At 60.2% G+C, this 17,800-nt stretch carries 16 protein-coding genes; 4 read left to right on the forward strand and 12 right to left on the reverse strand.

Annotated elements, in window-relative coordinates:
- Positions 1-161: 161 nt before the first annotated feature.
- Complete coding sequence (locus tag ACEN2T_RS10180) at positions 162-1,247, forward strand: DUF1615 domain-containing protein (RefSeq protein ID WP_442116648.1); 1,086 nt, start codon at positions 162-164, stop codon at positions 1,245-1,247.
- On the opposite strand, the gene ACEN2T_RS10185 is transcribed toward ACEN2T_RS10180, so the two are convergent.
- A complete protein-coding gene (locus tag ACEN2T_RS10185; protein ID WP_442116649.1) occupies positions 1,248-2,087 on the reverse strand; it encodes a DUF4349 domain-containing protein in 840 nt (279 codons plus the stop codon).
- A gap of 155 nt (positions 2,088-2,242) precedes the next feature.
- Here ACEN2T_RS10185 and ACEN2T_RS10190 point away from each other — a divergent pair, with 155 nt between their 5' ends.
- The gene (locus tag ACEN2T_RS10190) at positions 2,243-2,665 is read left to right on the forward strand and encodes a PaaI family thioesterase (RefSeq protein WP_442116650.1); all 423 of its coding nucleotides are present in this window, start codon (positions 2,243-2,245) and stop codon (positions 2,663-2,665) included.
- A 40-nt stretch (positions 2,666-2,705) separates the two neighbouring features.
- Here the strand turns inward: ACEN2T_RS10190 and ACEN2T_RS10195 are convergent, their stop codons facing one another.
- The 3 genes from ACEN2T_RS10195 to ACEN2T_RS10205 are packed head-to-tail and all read right to left on the reverse strand — an operon-like array spanning position 2,706 to position 5,293.
- Positions 2,706-3,887: an acetyl-CoA C-acetyltransferase gene (locus ACEN2T_RS10195; protein WP_095186510.1), complete on the reverse strand. Its 1,182-nt coding sequence runs from the start codon at positions 3,885-3,887 to the stop codon at positions 2,706-2,708.
- Between the two features lie 11 nt (positions 3,888-3,898).
- Positions 3,899-4,558: a CoA transferase subunit B gene (locus ACEN2T_RS10200; protein ID WP_032886654.1), complete on the reverse strand. Its 660-nt coding sequence runs from the start codon at positions 4,556-4,558 to the stop codon at positions 3,899-3,901.
- Positions 4,559-4,594: 36 nt separating this feature from the next.
- Complete coding sequence (locus tag ACEN2T_RS10205) at positions 4,595-5,293, reverse strand: CoA transferase subunit A (protein WP_032886653.1); 699 nt, start codon at positions 5,291-5,293, stop codon at positions 4,595-4,597.
- Positions 5,294-5,425: 132 nt separating this feature from the next.
- Between ACEN2T_RS10205 and ACEN2T_RS10210 the strand changes: the two genes are divergently transcribed.
- The gene (locus ACEN2T_RS10210; protein ID WP_032886652.1) at positions 5,426-6,331 is read left to right on the forward strand and encodes a LysR family transcriptional regulator; all 906 of its coding nucleotides are present in this window, start codon (positions 5,426-5,428) and stop codon (positions 6,329-6,331) included.
- Positions 6,332-6,392: 61 nt separating this feature from the next.
- On the opposite strand, the gene ACEN2T_RS10215 is transcribed toward ACEN2T_RS10210, so the two are convergent.
- The 6 genes from ACEN2T_RS10215 to ACEN2T_RS10240 all read right to left on the reverse strand — a co-directional run bounded on the left by ACEN2T_RS10215 (position 6,393) and on the right by ACEN2T_RS10240 (position 14,172).
- Entirely contained in the window at positions 6,393-6,722 is a 330-nt protein-coding gene (locus ACEN2T_RS10215; RefSeq protein ID WP_032886651.1) for a hypothetical protein, read from the reverse strand.
- 514 nt (positions 6,723-7,236) lie between these two features.
- A complete protein-coding gene (locus tag ACEN2T_RS10220; protein WP_122822470.1) occupies positions 7,237-8,082 on the reverse strand; it encodes an NAD-dependent protein deacetylase in 846 nt (281 codons plus the stop codon).
- 9 nt (positions 8,083-8,091) lie between these two features.
- Complete coding sequence (locus tag ACEN2T_RS10225; protein ID WP_032886648.1) at positions 8,092-8,532, reverse strand: CBS domain-containing protein; 441 nt, start codon at positions 8,530-8,532, stop codon at positions 8,092-8,094.
- Positions 8,533-8,662: 130 nt separating this feature from the next.
- Positions 8,663-10,612: a DNA topoisomerase III gene (locus ACEN2T_RS10230; RefSeq protein WP_442116651.1), complete on the reverse strand. Its 1,950-nt coding sequence runs from the start codon at positions 10,610-10,612 to the stop codon at positions 8,663-8,665.
- Between the two features lie 225 nt (positions 10,613-10,837).
- Positions 10,838-12,460 (reverse strand): MFS transporter, encoded by a 1,623-nt coding sequence (locus ACEN2T_RS10235; protein ID WP_032886646.1) that lies wholly within the window; start codon positions 12,458-12,460, stop codon positions 10,838-10,840.
- A gap of 65 nt (positions 12,461-12,525) precedes the next feature.
- Positions 12,526-14,172 carry a GMC family oxidoreductase gene (locus ACEN2T_RS10240; protein ID WP_442116652.1) on the reverse strand — a complete coding sequence of 549 codons (1,647 nt, stop codon included), beginning with the start codon at positions 14,170-14,172 and terminating at the stop codon, positions 12,526-12,528.
- 129 nt (positions 14,173-14,301) lie between these two features.
- Here ACEN2T_RS10240 and ACEN2T_RS10245 point away from each other — a divergent pair, with 129 nt between their 5' ends.
- Positions 14,302-15,195 carry a LysR family transcriptional regulator gene (locus ACEN2T_RS10245; protein WP_032886642.1) on the forward strand — a complete coding sequence of 298 codons (894 nt, stop codon included), beginning with the start codon at positions 14,302-14,304 and terminating at the stop codon, positions 15,193-15,195.
- 136 nt (positions 15,196-15,331) lie between these two features.
- Here the strand turns inward: ACEN2T_RS10245 and ACEN2T_RS10250 are convergent, their stop codons facing one another.
- Both ACEN2T_RS10250 and ACEN2T_RS10255 read right to left on the reverse strand, forming a co-directional pair.
- A complete protein-coding gene (locus ACEN2T_RS10250; protein WP_442116653.1) occupies positions 15,332-16,429 on the reverse strand; it encodes a DNA alkylation repair protein in 1,098 nt (365 codons plus the stop codon).
- 22 nt (positions 16,430-16,451) lie between these two features.
- A complete protein-coding gene (locus tag ACEN2T_RS10255) occupies positions 16,452-17,798 on the reverse strand; it encodes a glutamine synthetase family protein (RefSeq protein WP_122753696.1) in 1,347 nt (448 codons plus the stop codon).
- Between the last annotated feature and the right edge of the window lie 2 nt (positions 17,799-17,800).

Genomic DNA, 17,800 nt, shown 5'->3' on the forward strand with positions numbered 1-17,800 from the left:
GCGTTTTCCGCAGCGGGGAGTAGCGCTTATCCGGCGCTTGCGTGGGAAGTTTCCGCGGCGTTTCCCCCCCTTCGGTCATACAGCAGGCAGGGACGCGAACCCGCGTTAGACTTACCGGTCAATATCCGCAACGCTTGGCCCATCGTCCTCAAGGAAGCCCCATGTCCCCACGCCGCCTGATCCTGTGCCTCATCCCCTTGCTGGTGCTGGCCGGTTGCTCCACTTCACGCGGTCCGCAGCAACCGGAGCGCAGCGAGGCCGAGGTGAAGGCGCAGATCGTGCGTCTGCTTCCAGCCAAGGTGGCGGATCGCAATGGTTGGGCCCAAGACATCTACACCGCTTTCGACACCCAAAAGATCTACCCCAGCACCGAGAATATTTGCGCTGTGCTGGCGGTGACTGAGCAGGAGTCCACTTATCAGGTGGACCCACCCGTACCCAATATGGGCAAGATCGCCCAGGACGAAATCCTGCGCCGCGCCGGCAAAGTGCATGTGCCGGCCTTCGTGGTGCGCAGCGCGCTGCAATTGAACTCGCCCACCGGCAAGTCCTACGCCGACCGGTTGAGTGCGGCACGTACGGAGAAAGACCTCAGCGCCATCTTTGACGACTTCATCAGCATGGTGCCCTTGGGCAATACGTTGTTTGGTGGCTTCAACCCTGTGCACACCGCTGGCCCCATGCAGGTCAGCATCGATTTTGCGCAGAAACAGGCGCGGGGTTATCCCTACACGGTGGACGGCACGATTCGTCGGGAGGTCTTCACTCGGCGTGGCGGCATGTACTTTGGCATCGCCCACTTGCTCGGTTATCCGGTGAATTACGACCAGCCGCTGTACCGTTTTGCCGACTTCAACGCGGGCTGGTATGCGAGCCGCAATGCGGCGTTCCAGGCAGCGGTCAGCCGTGCCTCGGGGGCTGAGTTGGCGCTGGATGGGGATTTGATCCGCTATGGCTCACTGCTGCCGGGCACCACCGAATTGGCGGTGCGCTCCCTGGGCGCCAAGCTGGACATGCGTAACCCCAGCATCCGCAGCCAACTGGAGCAGGGTGAGCAGTTGGATTTCGAGGACACCACCCTTTACAAGCGTGTATTTGCGTTGGCTGACAAGGCTGCTGGTAAACCGATGCCTCGGGCGATCCTGCCGGGCATCGTGCTCAAGAGTCCAAAGATCACTCGCAACCTGACCACGGCATGGTTTGCCAAGCGGGTGGATGAGCGGTTTCAGCGCTGTATGAAGCGCTGATCACCTTTGTGGCGAGGGGGCCAGAGGACGCTCACTGGCCACAGGACGCCTGCCCCTCACGACAAACTTACGCCACAGCCAAACCCACAACCACACCACCGGGAACGCCAGGATCACGAACGGCAGCACATAGCTGGCGCGTTCCAAGGCATCTGCGGTGCCCTCTACCAGATTAGTCCCCAGGTTGCTGAACATCCGGCTGAAGCGTGAAGCTTGGTTCGCGCCATCGGATGAGCGGAAGTTCAAGGTGACGCGGTTGGTGTCGAGACGACGTTGCTGGCCGGCGGCAATCTGGGCAAGTTCCTGCAGGTCGTTTTCAATGCCGGCCTGTTCCTTGCTCAAGGCGATCAGGTCGCTAACGGTGATGTCCTTGCGCTTGGCCAGTTCGTCGAGACGTTGTTGCTGGGCCTGCAGGCGGGCTTGGCGGCGGTTTACATCGGCAACTGCGTCGGCCAGGTCTTCGGCGGTAGTGATGCGCTGGCCAAGTGTGCCGCCTTCAGCCGCCATGGCGACTATCGGTTCCACACCCATTGGTGCGATGCGCAAGATGATCTCGCCACCGCTACCGTCTTCGGTGATACCCAGGATATTGCACGCGCCAAACCTCGCTGTTTCACACGCCTCACGGGTGGCCTGCATCCTTGGCGCGAGCAGGGCGCCGGGCAGGGCCAGGGTCAATTCATGCTCATAGGCCAATTGGGCACCGGCTTTGCCTTGTTCACCGTTGATCACCGTGGCGCGAGAGTGATCCTTGGGCGAGCAGCCGCCTAGGGCCAGGCCGGTCAGCAAGATCAACAGTGGCACGCGAAGCGATTTAAGGTTGCCGTCCGGATGGCGCATTGCAGTTCCTTGAGGTGTGCGGGGAAATTGGCGGCGATTAAAGCGGGTCTGGCGGATTAACGCAAAGCATCGCGCAAGATTTGCGCAGTTGATGGTGATGGCTACCGTTTTGAGCGTGGCGTACATGTCAAACCTGACGCCAAGGAAGAACTGCCATGATTGCTCGTGCCGTGCCTGAAGGTTTTGCCCCTCTGCCTCGTAGCAGCCCATTGCTCGACCTGCTTGGCCCTGCGTATTGCCGGGGGGAGGGACTGCAACTGGAAGTCGGCCTGCGCGCCGACAATCGCCACGCCAATGGGCGCGGCACGGTGCATGGCGGGGTCTTGGCAACCCTGGCGGATATCGGCATGGGCTACGCGATGGCGTTTTCCAGTGAGCCGCCGTTGCCGCTGATTACTGCGAGCATGACCGTGGATTACCTGGGAGCGGTGCAGGTGGGCGAGTGGATTACCGTGCGCTTGGAGCATTACAAGCGTGGGCGGCAGATGGCGTTTGGGACGGTGAGTTTGCAGGTGGGGGAGAAGGTTGTGGCGCGGGCGAATGCGGTGTTTGCGGTGCCTCAGTCTGACACCCAATGAAGATCTAATGTGGGAGGGGGGCAAGCCCCCTCCTGCATTATCAGCCGCGTTCGAGGGCGAGGGCTACGCCTTGGCCGCCACCGATGCACAGCGTTGCGAGGCCTTTCTTGGCGTCGCGCTTGATCATTTCATGCAGCAGGGTCACCAGCACGCGGCAGCCTGAAGCGCCGATGGGGTGTCCGATGGCGATGGCGCCGCCGTTGACGTTGACCTTCTCGGCATCCCATTCCAGCTCTTTGCCCACTGCCAACGCTTGAGCGGCGAAGGCTTCGTTGGCTTCGATCAGGTCCAGGTCACTCAGTTTCCAGCCAGCTTTATCCAGGCATCGACGGGTGGCCGAGACCGGGCCGATGCCCATGATCGCCGGGTCGACGCCGGCGTTGGCGTAGCTGGCAATTCGCGCCAATACCGGCAGGCCGAGGGCCTTGGCTTTGTCGGCACTCATCAGCAGCACCGCTGCGGCGCCGTCATTGAGGCTTGAGGCGTTGCCGGCCGTGACACTGCCGTCTTTCTTGAACGCTGGTTTGAGCTTGGCCAGGGATTCGGCGGTGGTGCCGGCGCGCGGCTGTTCATCCACGGCGAAGGACACGGGGTCGCCCTTGCGCTGGGGGATCAGGATCGGTGTGATTTCGTCCGCAAAGCGCCCGGCTTCGATGGCCGCGCTGGCTTTTTGCTGCGATGCGGCAGCGAACGCGTCCTGGGCTTCACGGCTGATGTTGTACTTGTCCACCAGGTTTTCGGCGGTGATGCCCATGTGGTAGTCGTTGAACGCATCCCACAGGCCATCGGTGATCATGCTGTCGACCATTTTGGCGTGGCCCATGCGCAAACCGGTACGTGCCGCGGGCAATACGTACGGGGCAAGGCTCATGTTCTCCATGCCGCCGGCGATGATCACGTCCGCGTCGCCGCAACGGATGGCTTGGGCGCCGAGGTGAAGAGCCTTGAGGCCTGAGCCGCAGACCTTGTTCAGGGTCAGGGCGGGCACGGCGTGGGGCAGGCCGGCGAGGATCGACGCCTGGCGCGCCGGGTTCTGGCCTGAGCCTGCGGTAAGTACCTGGCCAAGGATCACTTCATCCACTTGAGCCGGGTCCAGGCCGGTCTGCTCCAGCAGGCGACGGATCACGGCGGCGCCCAGTTCCGGCGCCGGGATGCTGGCCAGGGAACCTTGAAAGCTGCCCACGGCGGTGCGGGTGGCAGCAACAATCACGACGTCTTGCATGGAATCTGTCCTCACTGGAAGTGCATTTCTGGAACGTGGTCCGGGACGATCAGTTTACCGGCGGTCTTGCTCACAATCTCTTCAACGCTGACGCCTGGTGCGCGTTCCTTGAGGACAAAAGCGCCATTTTCGATTTCCAGGTACGCCAGGTCGGTCAGGACACGCTTGATGCAGTTGGCGCCGGTCAGCGGCAGGCTGCACTGGCTGAGCAACTTGGATTCGCCGTCCTTGGACGCGTGAGTCATGATCACGATGATGTTTTCCGCGCCTGCCACCAGGTCCATGGCGCCGCCCATGCCTTTGACCAATTTGCCAGGAATCATCCACGAGGCGATGTTGCCGTGTACGTCGACTTCAAACGCACCAAGCACGGTGAGGTCGACATGGCCGCCGCGAATCATTGCGAAAGACTCGGCAGAGGAGAAAATCGATGCGCCGATACGCGCGGTCACGGTTTGCTTGCCGGCGTTGATCATGTCGGCATCGATGGTTTCTTCGGTAGGAAACGGCCCCATGCCCAGCAGGCCGTTTTCCGATTGCAGCATGACTTCCATGCCTTCGGGAATGTAGTTGGCCACCAGGGTCGGAATGCCGATGCCGAGGTTCACGTAGAAACCGTCCTGCATTTCGCGGGCGACGCGTTGAGCCATTTGTTCGCGGGTCAGAGCCATGGTTGTGTTCCTCTTATTCTTAGGGCTGGAGGCGGATTATTTGCGCACGGTGCGCTGTTCGATGCGCTTCTCGAACGTGCCGCAGATGATCCGGTCGACGTAGATGCCAGGGGTGTGGATCTGCGCCGGGTCCAGCTCGCCCGGTTCGACGATTTCCTCGACTTCGACCACGGTGATCTTGCCGGCAGTGGCGGCCAGCGGGTTGAAGTTCTGGGCGGTGTGGCGATAGATGACGTTGCCGAAGTGGTCGGCTTTCCAGCCTTTGACGATGGCGAAGTCCCCGGTGATGGATTCTTCCATCAGGTACGGACGACCATTGAATTCGCGGGTTTCCTTGCCCTCGGCGACGGGGGTGCCAACACCGGTGGCGGTGAAGAAGGCCGGGATACCGGCACCGCCTGCGCGCATTTTCTCTGCGAGGGTGCCCTGGGGGGTGAGGACCACTTCAATTTCGCCGCTGAGCAGTTGTTTCTCGAACAGAGCGTTTTCACCCACGTAGGAGGCGATCACTTTGCTGATCTGTTTTTCTTCAAGCAGCACGCCCAAGCCGAAACCGTCGACACCGCAGTTGTTGGAAACGACGGTCAGGTCGCGGGTGCCTTTGCGCTTGATCTCGTTGATGAGGTTTTCTGGAATGCCGCACAGGCCAAAACCGCCGGAGAGTACGGTCATGCCGTCTTCCAGGCCTGCCAGCGCTTCTTCATAGGACGCTACGCGTTTATCGAAACCTGCCATATGCACCTCTTTTATTGTGTGTGGTCCAGCCAGTGAACCGAGTGTTGCGCTGACGGATTGATTTGTTAAGTTGTTTTTTAAGGTTGATTGATTTAAAAAACAGCATAGTTCATTCCCCCTCGGAGCAGCGTCATGACCGTTAAGCAGATGCGGGCGTTTCTCGCCGTGGCCCAGAGCCTGAGTTTTGCCGCCGCCTGCGAGCGCTTGCATCTCTCTCAATCGGCGCTGAGCCTGACGATCAAGGGCCTGGAAGAAGGATTGGGTGGCCGTTTGTTCAGCCGTAACACCCGCAACGTTGCACTGACCCCGGAAGGTGAATCCCTGTTGCCCCTGGCGCGCCGGCTGATTGCGGATTGGGACAATGCCGAAGATGAGCTGCGCCAACGGTTCACGCTGCAACGCGGTCGGGTCACGGTGGCGGCGATGCCATCGTTTGCAGGCAATTTGCTGCCGCCGATCCTGAAGATATTCCGTGCACGTTACCCCCAAGTGAATGTGACAGTGCATGACTTGATCAATGAGCAAGTGCTGGAGATGGTTCGCGACCGTCAGGTGGAGCTGGGTGTCGCATTTGAGCCGTCGGAAGGCTCGTCTTTGGCATTTACACCGTTGTACTTGGATCGCTTTATTGCCGTGGTGCCGGGTGATTCGCCTTTGGCGCAATGTGCCGAGATCGATTGGGCGACGTTGCTGGAGCAGCCGTTCATCACGTTGCAGCGACCGTCCACGGTACGAGTGATGCTGGAAGAGCACTTGGGCGCCTTGCAGATGAAACTGCCCGTGGCGCTGGAAAGCCATCAACTGGCAACGGTTGGCAAGATGGTTGCCAATGGCCTCGGCGTCAGCGCCGTGCCTGCATTGTGTGCCCAGCAGATGGAAGAGGCTGGCGCTCATTGCATCACGTTAAACAGCCCGGTGATTGAGCGGCCGATTGGTGTGCTGACCAAGCCTGGGCATGAGCTGTCGGCGGCGGCGCAAGTATTGTTTGATATTTTTCGGGATGAAGCGGGGAAGGGGCGGTTTCCGGCGTTGTTATAAGGCAGTAATTAAAAAGCCCGCTCGAACTAACGAGCGGGCTTTAATATTTAATGCTGAGTGATCAGCAGTATCTATCAATCACTTTTACTTGCGATTGGCCTTTAAGGTTCTGCCATTCGGTATTGAGTGTATGAAAGACCTGTTCGATAAAGTTGCGATCAGCCGCGGCCTTCTTGCCGACATAACCCTGGCCACGGCGGTACACCTTCAGGCGCGCTGCCAGTTCACGGTTATTGCGGTCAAACTCGGCTTCTTCGGTATTGGGCTCCAGGCAGTCAAGTTGCACTTCGCCCGATTTGCCAATCCACAAGATATGGTCGTCGAGTGTGTCTTTCTGCGCTGCGAACATCTCAGCCAATTCATCGATAGTTGGTTGGTTGTTCAGATTCATGTGTAAGCCCCTTGACCAGTTGGCGATCTATCAGTTAATTCCGTTAAAACTGCTTAGTTGTCTCCGGTTCTGAAAACCGGGCGTCAGTGACGGTCTGCCGAGTACGGGCAGGGTCTTGAACCTGATGCATGTAGTCTTGCTGATGAACTGCTACGCAATGGTTTCATAACGAAGACAAGCAGCGTTTGAGCTCCTTGTACCCATCCCTCCGGGGTGGGTCAGCTTCATCAATCTGCCTTGTGGGCAGTGCACATCCGGAAAAAACAGCTCGGCGGTCAGACGAGCTCTTTCAAAACGCTTGTTACCAACGCTCCCGATCCGGGAGACGTCTCGATAATGCAAGGACAAAAAGGTTACGTCAACGGTTATGTAGTGATTATTTTTATTCACTACATAAATCGTTGTGGGGACGGGGAAATGCGGGATAACGTGACTTGGGCGTCACTTTTTGGAGGTTTGGTTCGATTTCCGAAGGCTTTGGTGGCGAGCATTCCAGAGGTGAGCGTTCCACACTTCAGATAAGCCGTTCTGCCAGCAAGGGCAGCAGCACCTCGCACGACGCTTGGACCTTCATCTGCAACAACTCATCCCCACGGGTCTTGCCCAGGTTGATGGCGATCACCGGTTTACCTTGCTCGACCATTGCCTTGCACAGACGAAATGCCGAATAGGCCATCAGCGACGATCCCACTACCAGCAACCCCTCGGCATGTTCCACCGCAGCCATCGCTGCGGCGGCCGTTGCCGTGGCGACGTTTTCACCGAAAAACACTACGTCCGGCTTGAGTCGTTGACCGTGGCAATAGGGGCATCGGGGAACTTGAAAGCGCTCTTCAAACGCAGGGTCGAGGAGGGTATCGCCATCGGGCGCTTGAACGGCATCAACGCCCGCCAGATAGGGATTCTCGGCTTCCATCAACCGTTGGATGACGTTGCGATCACTGCGCTGCTGACAGTCCAGGCATAGCACCCTGTGCAGGCTGCCATGCAGTTCGATCACGTCGTGGCTACCGGCTTGGTCATGCAGCGTGTCGACGTTTTGCGTGATCAGCCCGCTGATGCGCTGGTGTTGCTGCAGCGTCGCCAGCGCCATGTGCGCCTTGTTCGGCGTGGCAATGCGTACCCTTGGCCACCCCAACATCGCGCGTGCCCAGTAACGGCGACGAGCCTGTGGCGTGGCCAGGAATTCCTGGTACATCATCGGTGCCTTGCCTCGGCGCACGCCCTCGCTGTCGCGGTAATCGGGAATTCCCGATGACGTACTGATCCCTGCACCTGTCAGCACCAGAAAGCGCCGTTCGGCCATGGCCCGGTGCAGGATGTCGAGGTGGTCTTCCTGGTGTTCCTGGCTGTCGAGCATGGGGTCTCCCTATTCGCCGCGGATGTACTGCTCCAGCTGTTTAATCAGGTCTGCCTGGTCAGCAATGGCTTCCTTCACCAGATCGCCGATGGACAGCAGGCCCAACAGCTGACCTTCTTCGACCACAGGCAGGTGGCGAAGGTGACTGTCGGTCATGATATTCATGCACTCATCGACCTTTTTGTGAGGGTCGACGCATATCACCGGCGAACTCATAACTTCATCGACCCGCGTCGTTACCGACGATAGACCTTTGAGAATGAGCTTACGTGCGTAATCGCGCTCGCTGATGATCCCCACCACCACACCTTCCTTGACGACCGGCAAGGCCCCGACGTTTTTCTCCGACATCCGCACCAGCGCTTCAAACACGGTGTGGTCCCATTGGATGGTGTGGACGTCCTGGTTTTTAAGATCCTTGGCTTTGAGTACTTCTGCGACAGTTTTCATGGCGGCCACTCCGGTGTTGTTATCAGGTAGTCAAGGTGCCCTAAAGAATCCTAGACGGCCTGCGCGGGAGCAAGGTCCAAAGCGGCGTTAAACCCGTCGAAAAACGTCATTCGCCGGATTTTTTTGCGGTTTACCCCGCAGTTGTCGGCTTTTTGGCGCGCTTTGGTCCGGTAGCGGTCTTGCGGGGGGCGCTCTTGCGTTTCTTTTTCCACGGGGCTGTGCCTCGACCTGCGGGGCTCGCCGGACCAGTGATGGTCATGCGCATACCATTGCATCGCGCCACTTGTTTGCTCATCCAGGCCGCCTGCTTGGCGACGAACTCTTCCAGGCTCATTTCGCCGCTTTGCACCATGTCCAGCGCTTGTTCCCAGATTGCGGTGGTGCCGGGGTCGGCGATGGCGCGGGGCACTGCGTCGATCAGGCTGAACGCCGCCGGGGTAGCCGACAGCGCCTTGCCGTTCTTCACCAGGTAACCTCGATCAAGCAAACCCTGGATAATCCCGGCGCGGGTCGCTTCAGTGCCGATACCAGTGGTGTCCTTGAGTTTTTGCTTGAGGAGCGGGTCTTCCACCAGTTTGGCGACGTTTTTCATTGCCTTGATCAGGTCGCCTTCGGTAAAGGGTTTGGGCGGCTGAGTCCACAAATCCTTGAGGTTGACCTTGTCCACTGCGTAGTCCTGGCCCTGTGTCAGCGTCGGTAAGGCCTGTGGCGCAGGTGTCTCACGGCCTTTGGTCGGCGCCAACGCTTCGGGCAGGGCGCGCTTCCAGCCAGGCTCTATCACGACTTTGCCGACCGCGCGCAATGCGAAACCTGCGCAGTCGAAATCCGCCTGAGTGCGATCGTATTCATGGTTGGGCAGGAACTGCGCCAGGTAGCGCGCACGAATCAGCGTGTACACCGCGCGATGTTTACCGGTGAGTTGCCCGACGTCCTTGCCAGCGCCCGTGGGGATGATGCCGTGGTGAGCGCTGACCTTGGCGTCGTTCCAAGCCCGCGAGCGGCGTTGGGGGTCGATATGGGGCATCAGCTCGTTGACTGCCGTATCGGCACGGCCCAGTGCGGCGAGAATCTTTGGTGCGTCGCTGTGTTGGCTCACCGGCAGGTAGCCGCAGTCACTGCGCGGGTAGGTGATGACTTTGTGGGTTTCGTAGAGGGATTGGGCGATGTCCAGGGTTTCCTGGGCGCCGAGGCCGAGCTTCTTGGAGCAGATCTCCTGCAAGGTACCCAGGTCGAAGGGCAGGGGCGCCACTTCGCGCATGCGTTCGGTTCGCAGTTTTACCAGGCGTGCGCTGGAGGCGCGGGTCATGGCATCGGCGGCTTCTCGGGCAAGTTGCGGGTTCAGGCAGCGGCCTTGGTCGTCGCAGGCATCTTCGGCAGCCCGCCATTGGGCGGTGAAGGTCATGCGTTCGTGGCGCAGGTCCACATCGATGGCCCAATAAGCCACGGGGACGAAATCGGCGATGCTGCGATCGCGGTCCACCACCAGACGCAAAGTCGGGGTTTGCACCCGACCCACCGGCAGCACACCTTGATAACCGGACTGACGCCCAAGGAGCGTAAACAGGCGACTCATGTTCATACCGATCAGCCAGTCGGCGCGGGAGCGGCCCAGGGCCGAGTGATACAGGCTGAAGGTCTCTGCACCCGGCTTGAGCGCCGCCAGGGCTTTGCGAATGGAGGCGTCATCCAGTGCCGACAGCCACAAACGCTGGATCGGCCCGCGATAACGACAGTGTTCCACCAGCTCCCGGGCGATCATCTCGCCCTCGCGGTCGGCGTCGGTGGCAATCAACAACTCCTGCGCTTCCCCCAGCAGGCGCTTGACCGCCTTGAACTGGCTGGCGGTCTTGGGCTTGACCAGCATCTTCCATTTTTCCGGGACGATTGGCAGGTCGGCCAGTACCCAGCGCTTGTACTTGGCGTCATAGGCATCGGGCGGAGCGGTTTCCAGCAGATGGCCGATGCACCAGGTGACGGTGACCCCATTGCCCAGCCAGCAGCCGTCGCCCCGGCGACTGGCGCCGAGCACGGCCGCGATGTCCTTGGCCTGGGAGGGTTTTTCACAGAGGTACAGCCGCATGGTCAGCCCATTCGTTACACAGATGAATGGGGAGCAGAATGGGCAAAAGAAGGGATTTGATCAACCTTTATCTGGATGGATATACAGCAAATTATGTGAGCACTGCGAAGCCAATGTGCGAGGAGGGTTGCTCCCGATTGTGGTCTATCAGTCACTGCAACGGTGACGGAACCACTGCTATCGGGAGCAAGTCCCCTCCACAGGGGACTGTCGCCGTTCTGTAGATCAGTTGTTATCGATATCCACATGCCGCGTTTCTTTAAGGAAGAACAGCCCGACAATCAGGCTCACCCCGGTAATCACCACCGGGTACCACAAGCCGTAGAAAATATCCCCTGTGTACACCACCAGCGCAAACGACACGGTCGGCAGGAACCCGCCAAACCAGCCGTTACCGATGTGGTATGGCAGTGACATCGAGGTGTAGCGGATACGCGTCGGGAACAGTTCCACCATCAGGGCCGCCAGCGGGCCGTAGCACATGGCCGCGATCAGGATCAGCGCAACGATCAGTACCACTACCATGACTTTGTTGACCTGAGCCACATCCGCCGAAGTCGGGTAACCGGCCAAGGTTACCGCGCCACGCAGGGCTTTTTCGTCAAAACCGTCGATACGCACGTCGCCCACGCTCACCTGCACCGGGCTGCCGGCGGGGGCGGCGGCGCTGCTGTAGGGCAGGCCTTGCTTGACCAGGAAGGTCTTGACCTTGTCGCACGGGCTGTCAAATTTTGCCTTGCCCACGGGGTCGAATTGGAAGGTACAGGTGGCTGGGTCGGCCAGTACGGTGATCGGGGCCTGGGTACTGGCCTGGTCCATCGCCGGGTTGGTGTAGTGCGCCAGGCTTTTGAAGATCGGGAAGTACAGCAAGGTAGCCAGCAGCAGGCCGAGCATCAGCACCGGCTTGCGCCCGACTTTGTCCGACAGCCAGCCAAAGAAGATAAAGAACGGCGCGCCGATCACCACGCTGATGATCAGCAGCATGTTGGCCAATGCCGGGTCCATCTTCAGGAATTGGGTGAGGAAGAACAGCACGTAAAACTGCGCCGCGTAGAAGGTCACCGCTTGCCCGCCGTTAATGCTGAACAGCGCAATCAGCACGACCTTGAGGTTTTCCCATTTTCCGAAGGACTCGCGGATCGGCGCCTTGCTGGCCTTGCCTTCCTCTTTCATCTTCAGGAAGGCCGGCGACTCGTGCAGGCTCATGCGGATCCATGTGGAAATGCCCAGCAGTACGATGGAAAACAGGAACGGAATGCGCCAGCCCCACACTTCGAACTGGTCGCCGGTGAAGTAGCGGCAGGCCAGCACCACCAGCAGCGACAGCAGCAGGCCGAGGGTAGCGGTGGACTGAATCCAACTGGTATGGAAGCCACGTTTGCCGGCGGGTGCATGCTCGGCCACATAGGTCGCCGCGCCGCCGTATTCACCGCCCAACGCCAGGCCTTGCAGCATGCGCAGCACGATCAGAATGATCGGCGCCGCAATGCCGATGCTGGCGTAGGTCGGCAGCAAACCGACGCAGAAGGTGGCGACACCCATCAGGATGATAGTCACCAGGAACGTGTACTTGCGCCCGATCATATCGCCCAGACGGCCGAACACCAGCGCGCCGAACGGGCGCACCACAAAGCCTGCTGCAAAGGCCATCAAGGCAAAGATAAATGCCGTGGTGTCGTTGACCCCGGCAAAGAACTGCTTGCTGATCACGGCCGCCAGCGCGCCGTAGAGGAAAAAGTCATACCACTCGAACACCGTCCCAAGGGACGAGGCGAAGATGACCTTCTTGGAGTCGTTGCTGGCGCTCGCGTCTCTCGTCGAGCCCAGGGTTTGAGCGTGTTCTGACATCGGGTAGCCCTCACAGTGATTATTTATTGTTGTTCCACTGTCGGCGCCAGGTTTGGCGCCGCTATTCAGATTGCATGAACCAGTTCTTTCTCCGGGGCGAGACTCCTTGTGTTCGGCGAAAGGATCAGCTGCGCGGCCTTTTCCGCGATCATCAGCGTCGGTGAACAGGTATTGCCGGACGTAATGCGCGGCATGATCGAGGCATCGGCGATGCGCAGGCCGGGCACGCCATGCACCCGCAGTTGCGCATCGACCACGGCGTCTTTGTCGCTGCCCATGCGGCAAGTGCCCACCGGGTGGAAAATCGTGGTGCCGATACGGGCGGCGGCTTCGTGCAGTTCCTCCTCGGTTTGCAGCGAGTCACCGGGCAGATACTCCACCGGCTTGAACTGGCTCAGGGCGGGGGCAGCGACGATGCGTCGGGTCAGGCGAATCGCGTCGGCGGCCACGCGCAAGTCTTGCGGATGGCTGAGGTAGTTGGGTTGTATCAGCGGCGCATCCGCCGGGTTTGCCGAGCGGATATCAATACGGCCACGGCTCTGCGGGCGCAGATCACACACCGAGGCGGTGAATGCCGGGAATGCGTGCAGCGGCTCGCCGAAGCGCTCCAGGGATAGCGGCTGCACGTGGTATTCGAGGTTGGCCGAGGTTTGTTCCGGGCCGGAGCGGGCAAACGCGCCGAGCTGACTGGGCGCCATCGACAGCGGGCCGCTGCGGTCGTACAGGTAGCGCAGTCCCATGCCCATTTTGCCCCACACGGTGCCGGCGATCTGGTTCAGGGTGCGGGCTTTTTCCAGCTTGTAGATCAGCCGCAGTTGCAGGTGATCCTGCAAGTTGCCGCCAACGCCAGGCAGTTCATGCAGCACATCAATACCCAGAGGCTTGAGTACGCTGGATGGGCCGATGCCTGAACGTTGCAGAATGCCTGGCGAGCCCACGGAACCGGCGCACAGCACGATCTCCTTGCACGCTTTCCAACTCATCTGCTGACCGTTTTGACGCCCGACCACCGCTGAGGCGCGACCGTTTTCCAGGACCACGCGGTCGACTTCGACTTCTGTCAGCACGGTGAGGTTGGGACGTTGGCGGATAGGCTTGAGAAACGCCTTGGCCGCGTTCCAGCGCACGCCGGCTTTCTGGTTGACCTGGAAGTAACCGCAGCCTTCGTTATCGCCCTGGTTGAAGTCATTGATAGCGGCGATGCCGCTTTGCGCTGCCGCCTCACGAAATGCATCCAGGATCGGCCATGACAGGCGCTGCTGCTCGACCCGCCATTCACCGCCGTCGCTGTGGAATTCCGAGCCACCGGCAAAGTGGTTTTCGCTCTGCTTGAACAGTGGCAGCACATCTTTCCAGGCCCAGCCCGGGTTACCTTGCGCCGCCCAGCCGTCGTAATCCTGGGCCTGGCCGCGCATGTAGATCATGCCGTTGATGGACGAGCAGCCGCCCAGCACCTTGCCGCGCGGGTAACTCAGGGCACGGCCTTGCAGCCCTTCTTGGGCTTCGGTCTTGAAGCACCAGTCGGTGCGTGGGTTGCCGATGCAGAAGAGGTAGCCGACGGGGATGTGGATCCAGGGGTAATTGTCGCGGCGACCGGCTTCGAGCAGGAGCACGCGGTGGGCAGGGTTGGCGGACAGTCGATTGGCCAGCAGGCAGCCTGCGGGGCCGGCACCTACTACCACGTAATCGTATTGTGCAGCTGCAATGGGCATCTGAGGCCTCGCTTGTTTTTCTTATTGGTTCCATCCTAGTTGTTAGTTTTCGTCTTAAAAATGTTAGTTTTTACCCAGCTGCTGTGCGTTTTTAAACAGCGTTGCCCTGGCTGATTGAATGGAGGCGATATGTTCGACTGGAATGACCTACGGTTCTTTCTTGAGCTCCAACGCAGTGGTCGTCTGCTTACTGCCGCGCAGCGCCTGAAAACCACCCACGCCACCGTGGCCAGGCATATCGAGGCCATCGAAAAAAGCCTCGGCACCGCGCTGTTCGTGCAGCACGCCCAGGGCTACGAACTGACGCCTTCCGGCGAGGCCCTGCTCAAACACGCTGAAGCCATGGAAAACGTTGCGCTGCTGGCCGAAGACGAACTCACGCATTCCGCCGCGCCGCTGGGCAAGATCCGCCTCGGCGTGGCTGAAGGCCTGGGCGTGATGTTTCTCGCCAGTCGCATGGGCGGGCTGTTTGAACGTTATCCGGGATTGGAAGTGGAACTGGTGGCGGTGCCGCGCTTTGTCAGCATCCTCAATCGCGAAGCGGAAATCAGCATCCACCTAGAACGCCCCAGCGTCGACCAACTGGTCACCCGCAAACTCACCGATTACCGCCTGGCCCTTTACGCCAGCCGCGCTTACCTGGACCGCAACCCTGCCATCGAAAAACGCGAAGACCTCGCTGCCCATTCCTGGATCGATTACGTCGACGATCTGTTGTTCAGCCAGGAGCTGAAATTCCTCAGCAGCTTCTGCCGTAACCCCAAAGTCGTGTTTCACAGCACCAGCGTGATCGCACAACACCAGGCTGCGCGCTCCGGATTGGGCATTGCGGTGTTGCCGTGCTTCATGGCTGCCGGCGATCCGGAGCTGGTCGCGTTGCTGCCGGGGGAGGGGATCCAGCGCAGCTACTGGATCAGCTCGCGCAGGGAGCTGCACAAGTCGGTGCGGCTGCGGGTGTTGTGGGATTACGTGGTGGAGTTGTGCGCGCGGGAGCAGCCACTGTTGCTCGGCGAGTCGACCTGAAGAAACCGAAGCAAAACTGTGGGAGTGGGCTTGCTCTCGGTAGCGGTGGGCCGGTCGCCAGATGGGCTGGCTGATACACCGCTATCGGGGGCAAGCCCCTTCCCACATTGATCGGCGGTGTTGGCTAAGCATCGGGTTAATCGCGCAATTCGAATTCAGCGCTGCCGAGCCTTTCTCCATTCACCATGACATGCACCCTATGCCGACCGGGATAGTGCTTGCGTGTAGTCAGTTCACGAATATGTTGCTCGCGGCGCAGGCTGTGTCGTTCTCCCGCGCCCAGCGTAAACGCCTTGAGCTTGAACACCTTGCTCGCGCTATGCCCGGCGCTTTTTACATAGTCGATGGCGTAATCCACCACCAGTTTTTGCGCAGTGGCCGCGGTGGATTCCAGGCTGAACGACAGGTTGATCCGCTCGCCCAGATTGATCACCGCCGGCGTCACGTTCAAGTTATGGAGCGTCACCTCGGCCCTGGCGCCGGCGCCCATGATGGTCAGCGCACGGGTGTTGCCCTGTTTGATCAGGCTGCGCAGCGCATGACGTGCAATCCAGGCCGTGTGCGGGTTATCCAGGTTCCAGCCTTCGATCAGGCTGAGCACCCATTCCGGATGGTCCTTGGTGATGTCGTTGAGGTGATTGGCCACGGACTTGCGCACGTAGAGGCTCGGATCGGCCTTTAGGTTGTCGAGGATCGAGGCGCATAACGCGGGGTTGGCCTGCACTTCGGTCAGGCGAAACGACCATGGCAAACGGGGCCGCGAGCCTTCGCTGGCCAGGCGGCGTACGTGGTCGTTGTCATCCAGGGACCACGCCTGCATCACTGCCAGGGAGCGTTCGAAGTCGTGCAGCAAGAAGTGTCTTATCGCGAACTCGGCCGAGCCAAAGGTGGTGAAGTACTTGAGCGCCGCCATGGAGCGCTCGAAGTCAGCCAGGCCGTAACTTGCCACGTAGTGCGGTAGAAACAGGCTGACAAATCCACTGTTCAGGCGTGGCGCCAGGGCGTAAAGCAGCTTGAGGCTTTTGGGGTAATCCAGGGGGATCACCGTGTACAGGCTTTCGCTGACCCGTGCCATGCGCTGCATCACCGACAACTCGTCCAGCCCGGCGGTGGCGTGTTTGAGGAAACCTTTGGCGTCGAACGCGGGATACACCGCCGTCATTTCAGTGGCGATGTGTTGCAGGCGTTCGACGTTGAAGATTTCCTTGAGGGCCGGGGCGCTTTGGTCGGTCATCGGTGATTCCATGGCGGTTGAGTCAGAGAAACCAGCGGTATTCCCGCGCGTGGATCTCTTGCTGGAAGGCCAGGTGATCCTGGCGTTTGTTCTCGCAGTACACGTCGACAAATTCGGCGCCCAGCTTATCGCGCAATACTGGCTGATGCTGCATGGCGCGCACGGCATCAAGCATTTCCACTGGGAAGTCGGTGCCGCTGGCGCGGTCCTCGTTCAGTGGCGCGATGGGCTCCTGTTTGGCTTCCAGGCCATGTTCCAAACCGACGAGGATCGCCGCCAGCACCAAATACGGGTTGGCGTCGGCGCTGGCCAGGCGGTGTTCGATGCGCAGGTTGCGTGGGTCAGACTCAGGGATGCGCACGCACGCGTCGCGGTCTTCAAACCCCCAGCAGGCGCGGGTGGCAGCGTTGACCGTGCCGCCCAGGCGGCGGAAAGCGTTGTGGTTGGGCGAGAAGATCGGCATGCAGTGGGGCAGTAATTCCAGGCAGCCGGCCACCGCATGGCGCAGCGGTTGTTGCTGATGCGCCGCCAGCAGGTTGTTGCCCGCGCCGTCGTAGAGGCTGACATGCACGTGCATGCCGCTGCCGGGAAATTGCAGGTAGGGCTTGGCCATGAAACTGGCGCGGTAGCCGTGTTTGAGTGCCACGCCCCGGGTGCTGCGACAGAACAGGGCGGCCCAGTCGGCGGCGCGCAGGCCGTCGTCGAGGTGGCCGAAGTTGATCTCGAACTGACCGGGGCCGAGTTCGGCGGTGATCACCGTGATGTCGATGCCCTGGTCCTTGGCGGTCTGGGCCATATCGTCGAGTACATCGTTGAAGCGTGACAGCCGTTCGATATGCAGGTTGGGCTGGTCGTCGGCGTCATCGCTCAGTGGGTCACGGGCAAATTGCGGCAGGCCGTTGTCGAGTTTCTTGTCGAATAGATAGAACTCCAGCTCGAAGGCCACCACCGGGTGAATACCTTTGTGGTGCAGGCGTTCCAACACCTTGGCCAAGACTTCGCGAGGTTCGAACTCGATCGGCGCGTCGGTACCGTCCGAGGTGATCAACATCTGGCCCAAGGGCTGCGATTCCCAGTTCACCGGCTTGAGCGTGCCCGGCACCAGGCGGCGGTTGGCGTCTGGGTCGCCGTCGTTGAAGCAGTAATCGCCGATCTTGAACAACCCGCCCTGGGCGCCCAGCAGCACCGCGTTCTGTGGCAACTTCAGCGGGCTGCCGGAGGCGACCTTTTCCAGCATTTCTATGGGATAACGCTTGCCGTAGAAATGCCCGGGGATGTCCAGGGCGATCAGGTCGACGTAGCGCACGTCGGGGTGGTTCTGGCGAAAGGTCCGTACTTCGGCCAGTAACGTGGCGGCATGGCTTTTCACGG

Origin of the sequence: Pseudomonas sp. W22_MBD1_FP4 (genome assembly GCF_052113765.1) — a bacterium.
GTDB classification, from domain to species: Bacteria; Pseudomonadota; Gammaproteobacteria; order Pseudomonadales; family Pseudomonadaceae; genus Aquipseudomonas; species Aquipseudomonas sivasensis.